We start from the raw sequence: 17,949 nt of genomic DNA on the forward strand, positions 1-17,949 counted from the left end.
GTAAATCGTTACATCTTTAATCTTATCTTCTAGCACAATTTATGCTACTGGAATTGGCACACGCATCACCATGTTGCCGAAGTTTCAATGGGCCAGTCCCTCCACTTCTCTAGATAAGCTATTTTATTTATTTTATAACAGTACACTATTCATGCGACTTCGTCAATTATATATTTGCAGTATGAAATGATACTTTAACTCAAATATTATTCCGTTGGCCTAACAATTGTAAATGTATCACCGATTGATGCATAATCATTTCCGGCTAACCGGCACACGGCTTCTAGTGCTTGCGCATTTATCTTACTGTCCTCAAAATACACATCTTCATTAATATGAAACATCAATACCTCACCAATAATTAGATCTGACCCCTCTTCAGTATCTCCTAAAGGAATAATCCGCTCTAATTTACATTCCATACGTATCTTCGCTTGCTCAATGCCAGGTACAGATATAAGTTCCGAGTCGACAAGGGTTAATTCTGTGCGTTCTAATTCATTTTCTCTACGCTCCAATGGTGCGGCTGTGCGATTAATTTGTTCAACATTTGTTTCATCAGTAATATGCACTACAAAATTTTCAGTCTCTTCAATATTAAGCGAAGTGTCTTTACGTTTGCCTTCCGAACGTCCTGTAGAAATCATAATCATCGGTGGTGCACTATTCACTACGTTAAAGAAACTGAACGGCGCCGCATTTAACTTGCCATTTTTATCTTGAGACGTAACAAATGCTATAGGTCTAGGTATTATACTGCCACTCAATAATTTATAGTTTTGCCTTTTAGACAATTGACTTGCTTTAAAATGCTTCACTGAAATTCACTTTCCTTTCATAAATAAAAAGTGGCTATGTCAAAATGTCAGTGCGTAAACCGTTCATTTAAGCACTAATCACTTTGAAATAGCCATCTATCAAATTAATCTAATTGTGTACCACCCGTAACGCCATATACTTGGCCAGTTGTGTAACTTGATTCATCAGCTGCTAAATGAACATACACACCAGCTAATTCTACAGGTTGACCTGCTCTACCAAGCACTTCTTTTTGGCCAAATGCCGGAATTTTCGATTGTGGTTGTCCACCTGATATTTGAAGTGGTGACCAAAATGGTCCTGGCGCGACACAATTAACACGGATACCTTTAGCACCTAATTCTTCAGACAAGCTTTTAGTCAACGATATGATTGCAGCTTTTGACGCTGCATAATCATGTAAAATAGGATTAGGATTATAACCTTGTACAGATGATGTTGTCGTAATTGTAGCACCTGGTTCCAGATAATCGATTGCTTTTTGTACTGTCCAAAATATTGGATACACATTCGTTTCAAAAGTTTCAGCAAATGATGCTGTATCAAAGTCTTTAAGCGTATCTCTGTATTGCTGATGACCAGCTACGAGTGTAACATTATCTAATCCGCCTAACGCATGATATGCTCGCTCTACTAACTCATAATTGAATTGTTCATTGCGTAAATCACCCGGTATTAGCACAGCTTTTTGTCCAGCCGATGCAATAACTTCTTTTACCTCTTCAGCATCCTCTTGTTCTGATGGCAAGTAATTAATCGCAACATCAGCACCTTCTTTAGCATAAGCTATCGCAGCAGCCCTACCTATAGCTGAATCTCCACCTGTTACCAACATCTTTAAACCTTTCAATCTACCGTAACCAATATATGAAGTTTCTCCACAATCTGGTTTAGGGTTTAGATTTTTTTGTAAACCTGGAACGGCTTGCTCTTGTTTTGGAAAATCTGCATTTGAAAATTTCGTTCTAGGATCTTGAGACACCATGGCTTAAACCTCCTCAAAAATAATGATTATAATTATTTTTTACCCAAATTAAATCGTCCATAACATAAGCTATTACTTTAAGATTCATTTAATAATTTCTGTACAAATGTTACAAAGTAATCTGGTACTTTTTCTAAAATACGTTCATCGGGATCGTATTTTGGATGATGTAAATCATAATCACTATTCGAGCCAATAAAGACAAATACACTTGGGTACTTATTAGCAAAACCAGAAAAATCTTCACCAATGGTTAATGGCTGTTCCATTATATTCACATTATAACCCACTTGCTTAGCAATGTTGATTGCATCATCCGTTAATTTTTCGTCATTGATAACCGCACCTGGTAAACGGATATATTCTGTTTCAATTTCAACATCAAATACTTCTGCCAGTCCATTACCAATTTCTCTCAACCTTTTTTCAATGAATGTACGAATACGTTCATCAAAACTTCTCACTGTACCTTGTACATAAGCTTGATCTGCAATAACATTCCATGTGTTACCACAAGAGACTTCTCCTATCGTTACCACAGCATTATCAAAAGCAGATAAATTTCTGCTGACGATGGATTGAACGCTATTGATTAATTGACCTAACACGACGACTGGATCATTACCTTGTTCAGGTTTTGCTGCATGCGCACCTTTACCTTTAATTTTAAATTCAAAACGATCTACAGAAGATGTCACAGCACCGGATTTCACTGCTAATGATCCTATATCCATCGTAGGATAATTATGATAACCTAGCACAGCTTTTGTACCATCAATGGCACCTGACTCAGCTAATTTAACAGCACCATAGCCTAGCTCTTCGGCAGGTTGAAAAATAAAACGTACCCTACCTTTTAATTGCCCTTCAATTTCTTTTAATCTTGTAGCTACTGCTAAAATACTTGCCATATGGATATCATGCCCACAAGCATGCATAATGCCTTTATTAGTTGAAGTGAATTCATGTACAACTTCTTCATTAATTGGTAATGCATCAATATCCGATCTAACAGCAACAAATGAATCTCCTTGTCCTACTTCTGCAATCAATCCAGTTTCCAAAGGTATATCTAAAATTTTAATTTCATAACTCTCTAAAATACGTCTTAATCGTTTCGTTGTTTCATATTCATCATCCGACAATTCAGGAAACTGATGAAATGTACGTCTCCACTTTACATAATCTTCATATTGTGGCATTACATGTCACGTCCTTTCTAAATTTATAAAACGTTTTAAAAAATAATATAGTATTGTTACAACCACTACTCCGAGCGCTAAATTATTAGAAATTAGGATAAGCACCATCGTTAGTATTACAATGAAAGCATTTATTAATGGCGATTGGCGTATAAAAGGTATTGTACGTCGATCAAATGTGTTCAGTGAAATGGTAATGAGTACAGTAGCTAAAACAGCCATTGGAATATGTCCTATAATTTCACCAAAAACAAATAAACTTACCAGTAAAAAACTACCGGTAACAAACGTCGAAATTCTAGAATTCGCACCCATTGTCACATTAAAACGTGATTGCCCAACAAGCGCACTTCCACCATAACCACCAAATAACCCTACTACAAAATTGGCTATACCTTGACCTATCGACTCACGATTTTTATCACTTGTTGTAGCGGTTACTTCATCCATCATACTTGCTGTTAAAGTCGTTTGAACAATTGCAACAATAGCCATCATCAATCCATATAACAACGCAGTTAAGAAGAAATTAACATTTAATATTTCAGTAGGAATACTTGGATAAGGTAGTTTAATATGTATTGAAGATAAATCATGCACATATTTAATATCAGGCTTTAATATCCACGAAAATATAGTCAATATTATGATTGATATTAACGGTGCAGGGATAATTTTGATATATCGATTGCCCAACCAAATAATTAAAAATGATACGATTGCAACAATATACGTTGGCATAGAAATCCCCAAGATATTCTTTAGCTGAGATGTGAATAATAGTATTCCTAAAGCATTCATAAATCCAATTACTACACCTACTGGTATCAATTCTAACCATTTATTAATTTGAAAATATCCCAATATAACTTGAATGATTCCCATAAATAATGTAGCTAAAATGACTGCTTGCATCCCGTGACTTGCTGCTAAAGGTGCTACGACTAATGATACACCACTACTTGGTGCTGAAACCATCAAGGTTCTATTTCCAGTCAAGCTGAGTACGAGCATCATCAAACCAGTACTTAACATACCGATTGTTGGGGTCACGCCTGCTATAAATGAAAAAGCAATTGCTCCAGGCAACAATGCAAGTGCAAGTAATATACCTGTAAGCATATTCTGTACTATGTCGCCTTTCCATTGATCAATATATCCAGCGTTACTCACACTATACTTCACCCCCAACCCCTTTAATTACTATACTATCATAATTGTCAAAATATTTTATTAACTTGCGTTTTATGTACTTTTAGATTTTACGTTTAGAAAGTATGTATATTACAAAAATAACTAAAATAAGAATAGAGCAAGGAACAAATCAATATTGTTGATTTCATTCCTCACTCTATCTAGTGTCAAAAGTCTTAATGATTCATTTTAATTACAGTTTCACTTTTAAAGTTTTACGCGATTATCAAATAGTACCTTGCCATCTTTAATCACTCTTTCTGCGTGATTAATACCATAATGATAAGGAATATATTCATGGTTCGGTGCATCCCAAATTACAATATTTGCTTTATCACCCTTATTGATGGTACCTGCATCAACATTAATCGCTTTAGCTGCATTCACTGTCACTGCATTCCAAATTTCATTTGGGGATAATTTTAATTTTAATGCTGCAATAGACATCACTAATTGTAAATTATTAGTCACACAGCTACCTGGATTGAAGTCAGTAGCTATGGCAATAGCGCCGTCGTTATCTAACATACCTCTCGCATCTGCATATGATTCCTTATCAAGGTAAAAAGTTGTACCTGGAAGTAATACCGCAACCGTATCACTATCTTTCAATTTTTGTTTGCCTTTTTCACTAGATGCTACTAAATGATCTGCAGAGATTGCATTTTCATCAATTGCAAGTTCTAAACCACCTAATGGATCAATTTCATCCGCATGAATTTTAACATCAAAGCCTTGTTTTTTAGCCGCTTCCATATAAGCTTTAGATTCTTCTACAGTGAACACACCTGTTTCACAGAAAATATCAGCAAAGTCAGCGTACGGTTTAACTTCTGGCAATAAATCTATCATTTCTTGTAAGAAAGCTTGGTTAGACTTCCCATCTTTTGGTACAGCATGTGGCCCAAGGAATGTATGTTTCATGTCTAAATTATATTTTTTTGCTAATCGATTCGAAACGCGCAATTGTTTAAGTTCATTTTCTTTATCTAATCCATAACCACTCTTACTTTCAACTGCTAATACACCGTGTTGTAACATGGTTAATAGGTTTTTTTCCGCTTTTTCAAAAAGTTCGTCTTCTGTCGCTTGACGTGTAGCTTCTACAGTAGATAATATGCCGCCACCTTGTTCAAGTATTTCTAAATAAGAGACACCTTGACGTTTGAGTGACATCTCATGTTCACGTGAGCCACCATGCACAAGATGCGTATGTGCTTCTACTAATGCAGGTGAAACGACTTTTCCTGAGGCATCTATTGTCTCATTTGCTTCATAGGCCTCAGAATGTTCACCAGCATAAACAATCTTGCCATCTTGCACAACTACTGTTCCATTTTCAATAATGTTTAAATCATCTAATTCTTTGCCTTTTAAAGGACGATCGGTAGCCTTTGGTAAAATTAGTTGTTTAATGTTTTGAATAATTAAGTCGTTCATTTTTTATCTCCTTTTCCCGTAATCATTGGAATGTGAATACCTTTTTCATTTGCTACATTAATCGCTGATTCATAACCTGCATCTGCATGTCTTACTACTCCCATACCCGGATCTGTAGTTAGTACTCGTCCTAACCGTTTGTCTGCCCTTTCTGAACCATCAGCAACAACTACCATGCCGGCATGTAATGAATAACCCATACCAACACCTCCACCATGATGGAATGAAATCCAAGATCCGCCTGCTGCAGTATTGATTAACGCATTTAATATTGCCCAGTCTCCTACAGCATCTGAGCCATCCTTCATGCCTTCAGTCTCACGATTAGGACTAGCTACTGAACCTGAATCTAAATGATCTCGACCAATTACAATTGGTGCAGAAATTTCACCTTCACGTACAAGTCTATTTAATGCCAATCCCATTTTTGCACGTTCTCCATAACCTAACCATGCAATTCTTGAAGGCAATCCTTGAAATGCAATTTTCTCTTGTGCTAAATCTAGCCAACGGATAAGTTTTTCATTTTCAGGAAATAGCTTTCTCATTTCTTCATCTGCACGCTCAATGTCTTTAGGATCTCCGCTTAATGCTGCAAATCTAAATGGTCCCTTACCTTCACAGAATAATGGTCTGATATATGCTGGCACAAACCCAGGAAAATCAAAAGCATTTTTTAAGCCGTCATTATATGCGACTTGTCTTATATTATTTCCATAATCAAAAGCGACCGCACCTTGTTTTTGAAATTCTAACATCAACGAGACATGTTTATGCATTGATGCTTGAGATTCTTTTACGTATTGTTTTGGGTCTTTATTGCGTAGTGCACTTGCTTCTTGTAATGAATACCCTTGTGGCACATATCCATTTAAAGGATCGTGTGCACTCGTTTGATCCGTAATAATATCAATTCTAAATCCTTTATCTAAAATTGCTTGATGTACATCGACCGCATTACCAACCAATCCAATAGATAATGGTTTACCCTGTTTGCGTGCGTCTTCCGCTAAACTTAATGCTTCATCTAAATCTCGTGTCTTCACGTCACAATAACGTGTATCAATACGCTTATCAATGCGGGTTTCATCTACTTCAACTCCAATGACAACACCGCCATTCATTGTAACTGCTAATGGTTGTGCACCGCCCATACCGCCAAGACCAGCAGTTAGTGTAATCGTCCCATTTAATTTGCCATTAAAATGTTGATTAGCGAGTTCACCAAACGTCTCATATGTACCTTGAACGATGCCTTGTGAACCTATATAAATCCAACTACCCGCAGTCATTTGTCCGTACATCATTAATCCTTTTTGATCTAATTCATTAAAGTGATCCCAGTTTGCCCATTCAGGTACTAATACAGAATTAGAAAGTAATACACGTGGTGCTTCTTCATGTGTTTTAAATACAGCAACTGGTTTACCTGATTGGACTAACATCGTTTCATCAGCTTCTAATGAACGCAATGTGGATTCAATCGCTTCAAATGCCTCCCAGTTCCGAGCTGCTTTACCTATGCCACCATAGACAACCAAATCTTCAGGTCTTTCTGCAACTTCAGGGTCTAAATTATTATATAGCATTCGTAATACTGCTTCTTGTTCCCAACCTTTACATTCAATCTCTAAACCTTTTTTTGCTTTAATTTTTTTCATGAAAAATCTCTCCTTCATCGATTTTAATTCAACCTTTGTTTTGATATTTAAAATATCCATAATGCAAATGGAATTGTAATCAGTAGTGTTAGTACTACTCTTTCAAACCAAATAAGCACAAGTTTTCCTACTGAAATTTTAATTTCTGTAGATAATATGACTGGAACAACGCTTGAAAAAAAGATAATCGCTGAAACACTCATTACTGCTACTGTAAATCTTGTTGCTAAATCTGCTGATTGTGCAATTGCAGCTGGTAATAACATTTCAACAATTGAAATCGTTGAAGCCTGTGCTAATACCCCCACATTTTCTACTGGAAAAATGCTAATGAATGGATAAAAGATGTAAGAAATATATTCGATAACTGGTGTAAATTCTGCGATTACTAACCCTAGAAAACCTATTGACATGATAGAAGGTAAAATATCTATAGTCATTACGACACCATCTCTTAAATTTTCAAATACATGCTCCATTAATGACTTTGACTGTTTCACAGCTAATTTTGCTTCTAACCAAGATTCTTTTAATAATGGCATATTTCTACGAATCTCTTTTTTATATGGCTGGTCTTTATATGTCGTATGCTTTTCAAATCTGATAGGTGGGAGTTGTACGGTAATAGCAGTAACAATAAATGTCACTACGAGTGTAAACCAAAAATATAAATTCCAATGCTGAATAATTCCTAATGTATTAGCTACAATAATCATAAACGTAGCGGAAACCGTAGAAAATCCTGTTGCTACAACTACTGCTTCTTTATGTGTGTAACTACCACTCTTGTAGACTTTGTTTGTTATCAGTAAGCCTATTGAATAACTACCAACAAATGATGCTACTGCATCGACCGCTGATTTTCCTGGCGTCTTAAATATTGGTCGCATTATCGGACGACAAATCACACCGATAAACTCTAACAAGCCGAAACCTACTAAAAATGATAAAAATATCGCTCCTATAGGAATTAAAACACTTAATGGTATTGCTAGCTTTTCGTATAAAAATGGTCCGATACTTTCTTTTAAAACAAAAGCAGGCCCTATATTGAAAACAACCATGAAAGCAATGAATACCCCTACCACTTTAAATAAACTAAAGATTATGTTTGTTTTCGATTCATTCCACCGTTGATTGAGAAATGGATGAATTGCACCTATAATAATTAAAATCAATACATAATATGGTAAAACAGGTTTCACGATTAGTGTGATCCATTGCACAATATGATCAATCATAATTGTTGATTGACCATGTATAGTCACAGGAACAAAGAAAAATATAATGCCAATCAAGCTATAAATAAAAAATCTCCACATGTACTTCACGCCCCTAACATGAAAGTACGACTCCCTCTATATCTAAAAGTATAATATGTTATTATATAGACTACCAATATCAATAAACTAATTATTAATAGTTTTAAACTATAAATACACGAATCATTTAGGAGTGACATTCATTTGAAAATTGTTCAATTAGAATATTTTATTGCCGTCGTTAAATATAATAGTTTTACAAAGGCTGCAGATTTTTTACATATAAGCCAACCGTCTTTAACGAATACAATTAAAAAAATAGAAGCAGATTTAGGTTATGATTTATTTTTAAGAACTACAAAGGATATTAAAATTACAGAAAAAGGTATCCATTTTTATAACTATGCCGTTCAACTCGTGCAAAGTTATCATCAAACGCTGGAAAAAATGTATGATTTAAAAATGGGGCATGCACCTAAAATAAAATTTTCTATTCTTGAATCTTCAAATCAATGGATCTCACAAGTAGTTGCTATGCATCAAAAGGAATATGCAGACCAAACATATCATGCTTCAGAAGTACATGATCAGAGCACCATATTAGAGCGACTTTTAAATTTTGAAAATCATCTAGGCCTAACAAATGAGCAGATTGTCCATGACGATATACACTCTGTCCCACTATATAAAGAATCTTATGTACTCATAACGCCTAAAAATACATTCCCGAATAGCAAAAAAGTTTCTATTAAATCTTTACCACTAATTTTACCTACAAAAGGTTCACAAGTACGCAAGCATTTAGATGACTATTTTAACCGTCTAAATATTCATCCAAATATTATTATTGAAGCCGACCGCTTTGAAGCTTCAACTAATTTCGTTCATCGAGGATTAGGTTATGCAGTCATACCACGTGTCTATTACCAATCTTTTAATGCACGAGATTTAGATGCAATTGAAATTAAGCCAACACTCAGTCGTACGATTTACATCAATTACTTAAAAAAAAGAAAGCACCCTGAACGAGTACTTTCCTTTATAGATTTATGTCTTTATTATTGGAATATTAAAGAATAAAATGATGTAAAAAATTAGCTGAGAGCTTTGCTGTACGATTATCGACATCATATTTAGGGTTGGTTTCAGCAATGCTAATCGTTGAGACTTTTTCATTTGGGATAATACGTTTGGCAAGTTCAAGTACAATATGCGGAAATAGGCCTAATACTGCATTAGCACTTACGCCTGGTGCGTATGCGCTATCGATAACATCCATACATATTGTGAACATAATAACGTCATGGTTGTGTATAAAACGTTCTACCTTATCTTTTACAGGAGGAGATATTTGATGTAATAATTCCTCGGCATAAACAAAGCCGATATCTTTTTCGTTTGCATAATCAAATAGGCCTTGTGTATTACCACCTTGTTGTATGCCTAATACTAAATAGTCTGCTTGATTATCTTGATCTAAAATCTGCCTAAAACTCGTTCCAGAAGTGGACTGTGCTTCTGCTCTGGTATCAAAATGCGCATCAATATTAATAATACCTAAAGAAGCATCAGGATAAACTTCTCTTATGCCTAAATACTGGGCATAAGCGATATCATGTCCGCCTCCCAATAAGAACGTCTGTTTATGTCTTTGGATTGAGGTTGCAACATATTGTGCGAATTCTTTTTGGGTATCTTCTAAGTGATTGTGATCATGTTCTACATTACCATAATCATATATCTTGCAGTCACTCAACACAGGTAGATTGGCAAATGCTTTCTTAATTGCGTCGGGACCTTCTTTTGCACCTAATCTTCCTTTGTTCAATTCAACACCCTTGTCTACTGCGTAACCTAATACCCCCACACCTTGGCGTTTCTCACGATAGTCATCTTTGATATTCCTAAAATTTACAGTTTGAAAATGTCTAAATTGAGATGAATCTGTTTCACTATCGACTCTACCTGTCCATAAATCGCGCTGTGCTAATTTATACATAATTCTCCTCCTTTTAAAACAATATCCTCATATAAAAGTATACGCTTACATTGAATTCAATTCAATTTATGCTTTTATTTACCCAATATTCAGCTGCTTAATTTTTCAAATTACAATTAATTATTTCATTTAGATGTTAGTTTTGGCATTACTATTACATTTCAATGATAAATATCTAAATTTAATTTATTTCTGATTAATAAATATGTATAATTAGTGATAAATGATTTTCTGAACCCTATTGGAGGTTACATAATGAATAAACAACGTATATCAGGTTTTCAATGGGCAATAATGATTTTTATTTTCTTTATTATTGCTTATGCAGCTCCTATTATACTAAAAGATTTACAAAGTACTATTTCACTTAAAACTTTTGTCTTTGACTTAAGTGCTATAGCACCATTTATTGCTGCGCTTATTTGTATTATTGTTTTTAGTAATCGCAAAGCGCAGTTATCTGGTTTAAAACTAACAATAGATTTAAAAGTGATTGAACGAATTCTACTTGCATTTATATTACCTTTAGTCATTTTCTTGATTGCTATGGTAAGCTTCAACATCTTTGCAGATAGTTTTGTATTATTACAAGCAGAAGATTTATCAGTTTCTATAACTGCAATTATACTCGGACAGCTAGTGATGGCATTCTTAATAGAGTTCGGTTTCCGTTCTTACTTGCAAAACATTATAGAAACGAAAATGAATACATTTTTTGCATCAATTATTGTTGGTATATTATATTCTATTTGGAATATAAACATGGTATTTAGTCTTGAATATACTTTATATGGTTTATTATATACATTTGCATTCTCTATGATTATAGGTGAATTGATTCGTGCTACAAAAGGACGCACGATTTATATCGCAACGATATTCCATGCAGCAATGTCATTTGGTCTTGTTTTCTTATTCAATGAAGAGCTCGGCAGTGTTTTCGCAATGAAAGTAATTGCACTATCTACATCAGCTGTAGCAGTCGTTTACATTTTATTAAGTATTATTATTCGCGCGATACTCTATTTCTTTACAAAGCGCAGTTTAGATGAAGTCGATAATAATAATTATTTGGACCACGTTAATGAATATTCAGAAGCACCTCAAGAAGAAGACAGCAGTGAAACACCCGATGATGCAACAACAAAAGCACAAGTTCATACAGAAGATGACGAGCACAGTGAATCTACTACTTCTCAAACTGAAGAGGCAACAGACAAACATGTAAATTCAGATGATGCTGACTCAAAAACATCAACTGAACTTATGGATGATACTGACACTCAAAATAATCACCAACAAACAAATCATGATGACAGTCGAAACAATATTATAGATGAAAACACACCACAAACACCTGAGAACAACGACGTTCAAGGAGAACACAACCATGTTAAAACACAGGTAAACGGTGCTGTTGAAAATTCTACTGAGAGAGCACAAACAGAAGCAACATCAACAGAACATGATAATGATCAAAATACTTCTGAGACAATCACACAACAAAATAAAAAACGACAACGCTCACCTTTTAAACTAAAAAACAAACGTGATCATCGTCGCTAATTAACAAAAAGCAGGTTACACTTACCGTATATTCAGATACAATGACTAAACCTCATGATTATCTTAATTTATACCGGTAGTTAACCTGCTTTTATTATATTTTAATATACCAAATTATTATTTATTTAAAATTTTAACACCTTTTTGTGTACCTATAATGACTTGATCTGTAACATCGATAAAATAACCAGTTTCTAAGACACCTACTAAATGAATTAAAAATTCATGCATAGCATAAGGATCGATAGATGAATTCAATGTAACATCAAGAATATAATTTCCATTATCAGTTATAAATGGGACATCATCCACCATCCGACGTATCACTTGCAAATTATCGTAAGCTGCAATTTTTTTAGAAACTAATAACCAATTAAATTTATCTACTTCTACAGGTAAATTAAACGTTTCACCTAAATATGATACACACTTAGATTCATCGACTAAAACAATAAATTTTTCCGCCATGGCGTCAATCACTTTTTCTCTAAATAATGCGCCACCGCCACCTTTAATTAAATTCAAATTGTTGTCCACTTCGTCTGCACCATCAATTGCAACGTCTATTTTCTCAATATCATTGACATCCACTACTCGAATACCTAATTCTTTGGCGATATAAGCGGTTTTATTAGAAGTGCATACACCTGTAATATCAATCTGTTCATGGTTCAATTTCTCAGCTAATTTTGGGACAAGCAACTCTATTGTTGAACCAGAACCAATTCCAACTACCATACCGTCGCTGATTTGGCTTAACGCGTCATTAAATGTACTAATTTTCAACTGTTTCGTATCCATAATGCGTCCCCTTTACATAACTTACTCTCACCTTTATTGTACATGAGATTGAAAAAAATACATAGCTAAAAAATATGTATAAATTTTAAATTAATATATCTTCTTGCATAATCAAATATGTGCTTTACAATAATAATACATAACCAACAAGGGGGATTGTCATGATTTATGATTTAAAAGCGATTGCTACAGGAAAAATAGAAGATTTACCTTATAGTTCTAAAAGACCGATGCGTTCAGCACTTAACAAACAGCCTTTCACCGGTAGAATGTGGCTTTCAAAAACAGGTTTTTCTGAAGATGAGCAAGAATACAAAGGACATGGCGGTCCCAATAAAGCTGTGTGTTTATATAGTGAAAAAAATTATAATTTATGGAAAGATGATGTCTCGGTTTTACCAGAGTATGCAATGTTTGGCGAAAATTTAACTGTCAAAGATTTGGATGAAAAAGACTTACATTTTGGTGATCAATTTCAATTAGGTGAAGCGATTATCGAAGTTTCAGAGATTAGAGAACCTTGTTGGAAAATACAAGAAAAGTATAAAATTCCTAACCTTATTAAACGTATGTCCAGTACATGTAAAACTGGTTGTTACCTTAGAGTAGTTAAAGAAGGTTTTGTTAGCGACTCATCTCATCTTCAGCTCATAAAATACGGAGAGCAAGATTCCCTTTTATCTGTATTTGAACTCAATGATATTTATTACAATGATAATAAAAATGTTGCGCGCTTAGCCTATGCCTTAAAAAATCCTTATTTAACTGAAGAAAGACGACGCAAATTAGAAAAGTATCTAAAACGCGCACAAAAATAAACATCACAATATACTAAAATGCCATATTCCAATGCGTAATAAAAAACAGATACCTGTACAACAAGCATCTGTAAATATTATACATTTATTAAACTCAGGTTAAGTAACTGACAAAATATGATATTCATACAGATTCACTAACCTGAGTATTTCTTTTCAACCTATCTTCTATAGTACGGTATTATAAAACGTCGGTTGCTTATTCACAAGTATCACTTGATTATTTTGCATTACTTTAAATCACTTCAATGTACTTGATTCAACCACAGTAATATTATTCTGCTTCCCCACTTGTTTTTTCAGCAATTTTATATGAAGTCTTAGAATAAAAAGGTCGATTCGCTTCTAATATTGATGGCGCATTGTCTCCATACAAATTAATATCATTGGGGATGCATTGCGTTTCTAATGTAAATCCTGAATGTGCTTTATAAATATTAAAGTCACTTTCCCATTCCGTAGTATCATTAAAAGTAAAAATCACGACATTAGGCATATCTGTCTCAACAGAAAGTTGAAAATGCTTATTTTCAACTGTCATACCTTGCTCTCCAATCTGAAACGGATGATCCAGACCACCATATCGTTTCATTTGTGTTTGAATATCATGGTGTTCACTATTAAAAATATCTTTAAATTGAATTTGACTACGCTCAAACACACTTTCTAAATTTAATGGTTCTTGTTTTGTTACAAAATGATTATTGTCTAATAAGTGCATTTTTAATACTGAACTTGAGATGCTATGATTATCGATGACGTTATTGTCTCTGTTCAAATTAAAGTATACATGATTCATAGGATTAAAAATTGTTTTTTCGGTAGCTACAGCTTTATACTCAATTGTCCATTTGTGGTCAACATCATAAGTATGTATCACCTCTAAATTGATATTTCCTGGGAAATGATCATCTGACTGCTGAATTGTGGTAGAAAATACAATTTTCACTTGGCCTACTTGCTCAAATATTTCATAATCGAAATAACATTTATCTATACCTTTAAAGCCACCGTGAATATTATTTTCACCATCGTTTGTATCTAATCGGTACGTTGTACCATCTAAATGAAACTCAGCATTTGCTATACGTCCGCCATAACGACCTACAGTAGCACCAAAATAAAAAGGGTTTTGTTGATAGAATTCATCCGCTTCTACCACATTACCTAATACAATATTGTTATCATCATATTTCCATGACACGATACGGGCGCCATAGTTCGTGAAAACAATCTTAGTTGCTTCATTGTCTATTTTAATTAAGTCAATACCATTACTTTGTCTTTCTACTTTTGCAAACATCATCAATTACTCCCTTTCGAACCAAACATATTATTATTCACTTTAACTTTCAGCTTTATCTTGAATAAAACTTCAATCACAACTGTCACGAACATCATTCTTGCTTTATTAAACAAGATACAATATTCTCATCAGTTTAATAATGCATTACTTTTAAAGTGAATTGCACAGCATTTTAAATTAGCTTAGATAATTATGCGCTCAATATGCCCCCATTTACTGAGCAAAATACCTCATTCACTAATATTTAAAATTTTAAAACAGTTTACTACTTCCCTAGGTAGTTATCTTACTTTCCTATAGTGTAACAACTTAACCAAATCATTATCTATACTAATTATTAATTCTATCAAATATTATTTAAAATTGTGATGTTTTTTCTAGTTTTTTTATAGATATGATTTATTTAGCATATTTAATGCACTTGCAAATCACGCTTCCAAGTATTTTTTATAAAAAAGTAGGGATGAAACCATTATGTTGTTTTAGTTTCACTCCCCTACTCATATATTTAAATACACTTCAAAAAGTTATTGGTTTATCTATAACTTATCTTAATGATTGTTAACACACTTTAATTTTTACTGAAGACACGTTTCATAGACTTTAACAAGCCTTTATCAAAACTTAATATTGTATCTTTATAACTTCTTACTGCAATATAAAGTAAGATAAATATTGTTAATATTGATAAACTCATACTTACTACAATTTCCCAAGTAGCTACGTCAGGTGTTGATGCACGTAAAAACATGATAAAGGGAGATAATAAAGGAATAAAACTTGCAACTTTTATGAGTGTCGTGTCAGGATTTATAACACCAAACATTGCCATATATAATGCAATGATACTAATCAAAGTCATCGGCATAAGTGATTGGTTAATATCTTCGATTCGTGCAGTAATCGAACCCAATATAGCGGCCAATATAATATAAGAAAGTATACCTAAAATAAGAGAAAGTATACCTACGATAATTAATTGTACTGTTAGATCATTAGGCTCAACATCAAATCCTTTAAGCATATCTCCAATATCAAATAGCAACACACTTATGATGCCTACAATAATGAAAATACTAATTTGTGTTAATGCCACAGCGATGACGCCACACAATTTTGCAAGTATGTGTGTTACTGGAGATATGCTTGTGATAATCATTTCAATGACACGTGAGGTCTTCTCAGTTGCAATTTCCATTGCCACTTGATTGGCATAATTTATGATTATGAAAAACATGAGCATAATGCCTGCATAAACGATAATCGTATTAAATGTTTTTTGTGACTCACTTAAATTTGTCTCGTTCGCACTATCTGAAAGCACTTGTGAGCTTACTTCACTTTGAGATTGCAATTGTTTTAGCTCATCTTCAGATAGATTTAAACTAGATGCCACAAGTTTGGTTTGAATGGCTGACAAAGTAGTTTGTAATTTTTGTTCATCTGTTTTTGACACGGTATCTTTACTTAAAATTTTACCAGTCAGTTTGTGATTATCATGCAAATCAATGACATACGCTTTATCTAACTTTTCATTTTTTACTTGTTGATGTGCTTGTGATTTAGTCACTTTTTTAAATTTCGCATCACTATCAAGGTGATTACTTTGTGCTTTAATCACTTTATATACTTGGTCCTGATTAACTACAATACCAATCTTATCAGGGCCATTATCAAATAGATCGACGATTTTATTAATATTAGCGGCTGCCAACATTAATACAACTACAATCGCAGTGAAAATCATAAATGATTTTGTTTTTACTTTACTTTTATACGTAAGTGAAAAAGTAGCCCAAAATTTATCCATTTGCATCACCTACTTTATCTATAAAAATCTCATTTAACGTTGGTTCTATAACTTGAAACCTTTTGACAAAACCATACTGAACTACAATATTATATATTTCTTCAGCAATCACTTCGTCTTCTATCAACGCTCTTATTTCCCTTTTATTACGTTCAACCTGGATAACACCAGTAATATCATCTATTTCTGACATCGCATGATTTGTTTCAATTATAACGCTTTTATTGCCATGATTTGCTTTCACCTCATCAATTGGCCCAGAAACAACAAGTTCACCTTTATTCAAAATGCAAACATCATCACATAGTTCTTCTACATGTTCCATTCTATGAGAACTATATATAATCGTCGTTCCTGCATCATTTAAATCTTTTACGGCTGATTTTAATAATTCAACATTAACTGGATCTAAACCACTAAAAGGTTCATCCAAGATTAATAATTCTGGATTATGTAACATACTTGCTAAGAGTTGAATTTTTTGCTGATTTCCTTTAGATAACGCTTCTATTTTCTTTTCTCTATTTTCTTCAATATCAAAACGATTTAACCAATAATCAATAGATTTGCTTATCTCTTTTGATTTCATCCCTTTTAATGTAGCTAGATATCTCAATTCATCTTCTACTTTCATTTTCGGATGTAACCCTCGTTCTTCAGGCAAATATCCTATTTTATCATATATTGATTGGTCAATCGCTTTATCTTTATATAAAATTTGTCCTTCTGTAATCGGCGTCAAACCAAGTATCATTCTAAAAGTTGTCGTCTTTCCTGCACCATTACGTCCTAAAAATCCTAGCATCTTTCCTGATTCTAAAATTATCGATATGTCATTAACTGCTGTAAAATCCTTATATTTTTTTGTAACATTTGCTATTTTTAAGGACATGATAAGATTTCCCTCCCTTAAAGTCGAATGAATATATATTGATAATAACATTTCGCACCTTAAATATACATTTCAAATTGTATTTTAGCTTTTTAACCTATTTGTATGATGATTCATATCAACTCTTACCTTCCATTATTATCTAAAAACGTTGTTATCTTTACAATGTTTTTTGCAAGCACTATTATTAGATT

General features: G+C 33.5%; 15 protein-coding genes and 1 riboswitch. Of the genes, 3 read left to right on the forward strand and 12 right to left on the reverse strand.

Going from position 1 to position 17,949, the window contains the following annotated elements:
• Positions 1–19: 19 nt before the first annotated feature.
• A riboswitch (SAM riboswitch) is annotated at positions 20–120 on the reverse strand.
• An 86-nt stretch (positions 121–206) separates the two neighbouring features.
• The 7 genes from FYJ81_RS05560 to FYJ81_RS05590 all read right to left on the reverse strand — a co-directional run bounded on the left by FYJ81_RS05560 (position 207) and on the right by FYJ81_RS05590 (position 8,623).
• Positions 207–818 carry a flavin reductase family protein gene (locus FYJ81_RS05560; RefSeq protein ID WP_107384921.1) on the reverse strand — a complete coding sequence of 204 codons (612 nt, stop codon included), beginning with the start codon at positions 816–818 and terminating at the stop codon, positions 207–209.
• A gap of 104 nt (positions 819–922) precedes the next feature.
• Entirely contained in the window at positions 923–1,804 is an 882-nt protein-coding gene (locus FYJ81_RS05565) for an SDR family oxidoreductase (RefSeq protein WP_107384920.1), read from the reverse strand.
• Positions 1,805–1,881: 77 nt separating this feature from the next.
• Positions 1,882–3,006 (reverse strand): amidohydrolase, encoded by a 1,125-nt coding sequence (locus tag FYJ81_RS05570; RefSeq protein ID WP_107384919.1) that lies wholly within the window; start codon positions 3,004–3,006, stop codon positions 1,882–1,884.
• Positions 3,007–3,012: 6 nt separating this feature from the next.
• The gene (locus tag FYJ81_RS05575; RefSeq protein WP_233422648.1) at positions 3,013–4,179 is read right to left on the reverse strand and encodes a SulP family inorganic anion transporter; all 1,167 of its coding nucleotides are present in this window, start codon (positions 4,177–4,179) and stop codon (positions 3,013–3,015) included.
• Between the two features lie 228 nt (positions 4,180–4,407).
• Entirely contained in the window at positions 4,408–5,640 is a 1,233-nt protein-coding gene (gene hutI / locus FYJ81_RS05580; protein ID WP_154409429.1) for an imidazolonepropionase, read from the reverse strand.
• Positions 5,637–7,301: a urocanate hydratase gene (gene hutU / locus FYJ81_RS05585; RefSeq protein ID WP_119535642.1), complete on the reverse strand. Its 1,665-nt coding sequence runs from the start codon at positions 7,299–7,301 to the stop codon at positions 5,637–5,639. The genes hutI and hutU overlap by 4 nt, the downstream gene beginning before the upstream one ends.
• Positions 7,302–7,348: 47 nt before the next feature.
• A complete protein-coding gene (locus tag FYJ81_RS05590) occupies positions 7,349–8,623 on the reverse strand; it encodes a YjiH family protein (RefSeq protein WP_154409430.1) in 1,275 nt (424 codons plus the stop codon).
• A 144-nt stretch (positions 8,624–8,767) separates the two neighbouring features.
• Between FYJ81_RS05590 and FYJ81_RS05595 the strand changes: the two genes are divergently transcribed.
• The gene (locus FYJ81_RS05595) at positions 8,768–9,643 is read left to right on the forward strand and encodes a LysR family transcriptional regulator (protein ID WP_107384915.1); all 876 of its coding nucleotides are present in this window, start codon (positions 8,768–8,770) and stop codon (positions 9,641–9,643) included.
• Here FYJ81_RS05595 and hutG read toward each other — a convergent pair.
• On the reverse strand, positions 9,633–10,562 hold the full coding sequence (hutG, locus tag FYJ81_RS05600) for a formimidoylglutamase (RefSeq protein WP_154409431.1): 930 nt from the start codon (positions 10,560–10,562) through the stop codon (positions 9,633–9,635). The genes FYJ81_RS05595 and hutG overlap by 11 nt on opposite strands.
• A gap of 255 nt (positions 10,563–10,817) precedes the next feature.
• On the opposite strand from hutG, the gene FYJ81_RS05605 reads away from it, so the two are divergent.
• On the forward strand, positions 10,818–12,128 hold the full coding sequence (locus FYJ81_RS05605; RefSeq protein ID WP_107504899.1) for a CPBP family glutamic-type intramembrane protease: 1,311 nt from the start codon (positions 10,818–10,820) through the stop codon (positions 12,126–12,128).
• 117 nt (positions 12,129–12,245) lie between these two features.
• Here FYJ81_RS05605 and FYJ81_RS05610 read toward each other — a convergent pair whose 3' ends face one another.
• The gene (locus tag FYJ81_RS05610; RefSeq protein WP_181187394.1) at positions 12,246–12,932 is read right to left on the reverse strand and encodes a ribose 5-phosphate isomerase A; all 687 of its coding nucleotides are present in this window, start codon (positions 12,930–12,932) and stop codon (positions 12,246–12,248) included.
• Between the two features lie 158 nt (positions 12,933–13,090).
• On the opposite strand from FYJ81_RS05610, the gene FYJ81_RS05615 reads away from it, so the two are divergent.
• On the forward strand, positions 13,091–13,747 hold the full coding sequence (locus tag FYJ81_RS05615) for an MOSC domain-containing protein (RefSeq protein WP_119535639.1): 657 nt from the start codon (positions 13,091–13,093) through the stop codon (positions 13,745–13,747).
• A 274-nt stretch (positions 13,748–14,021) separates the two neighbouring features.
• Here FYJ81_RS05615 and FYJ81_RS05620 read toward each other — a convergent pair whose 3' ends face one another.
• From FYJ81_RS05620 to FYJ81_RS05630, 3 genes are all read right to left on the reverse strand, one after another.
• Positions 14,022–15,050 (reverse strand): aldose epimerase family protein, encoded by a 1,029-nt coding sequence (locus FYJ81_RS05620; RefSeq protein ID WP_182467342.1) that lies wholly within the window; start codon positions 15,048–15,050, stop codon positions 14,022–14,024.
• Positions 15,051–15,624: 574 nt separating this feature from the next.
• Positions 15,625–16,863: an ABC transporter permease gene (locus FYJ81_RS05625; protein WP_107384624.1), complete on the reverse strand. Its 1,239-nt coding sequence runs from the start codon at positions 16,861–16,863 to the stop codon at positions 15,625–15,627.
• Positions 16,856–17,755 (reverse strand): ABC transporter ATP-binding protein, encoded by a 900-nt coding sequence (locus FYJ81_RS05630; protein ID WP_107384623.1) that lies wholly within the window; start codon positions 17,753–17,755, stop codon positions 16,856–16,858. Before FYJ81_RS05630 ends, FYJ81_RS05625 begins: the two co-directional genes overlap by 8 nt.
• Positions 17,756–17,949 lie beyond the last annotated feature (194 nt).

The organism is Staphylococcus sp. McC-251-APC-3A2 (assembly GCF_009695665.1).
Taxonomy (GTDB): domain Bacteria; phylum Bacillota; class Bacilli; order Staphylococcales; family Staphylococcaceae; genus Staphylococcus; species Staphylococcus cohnii.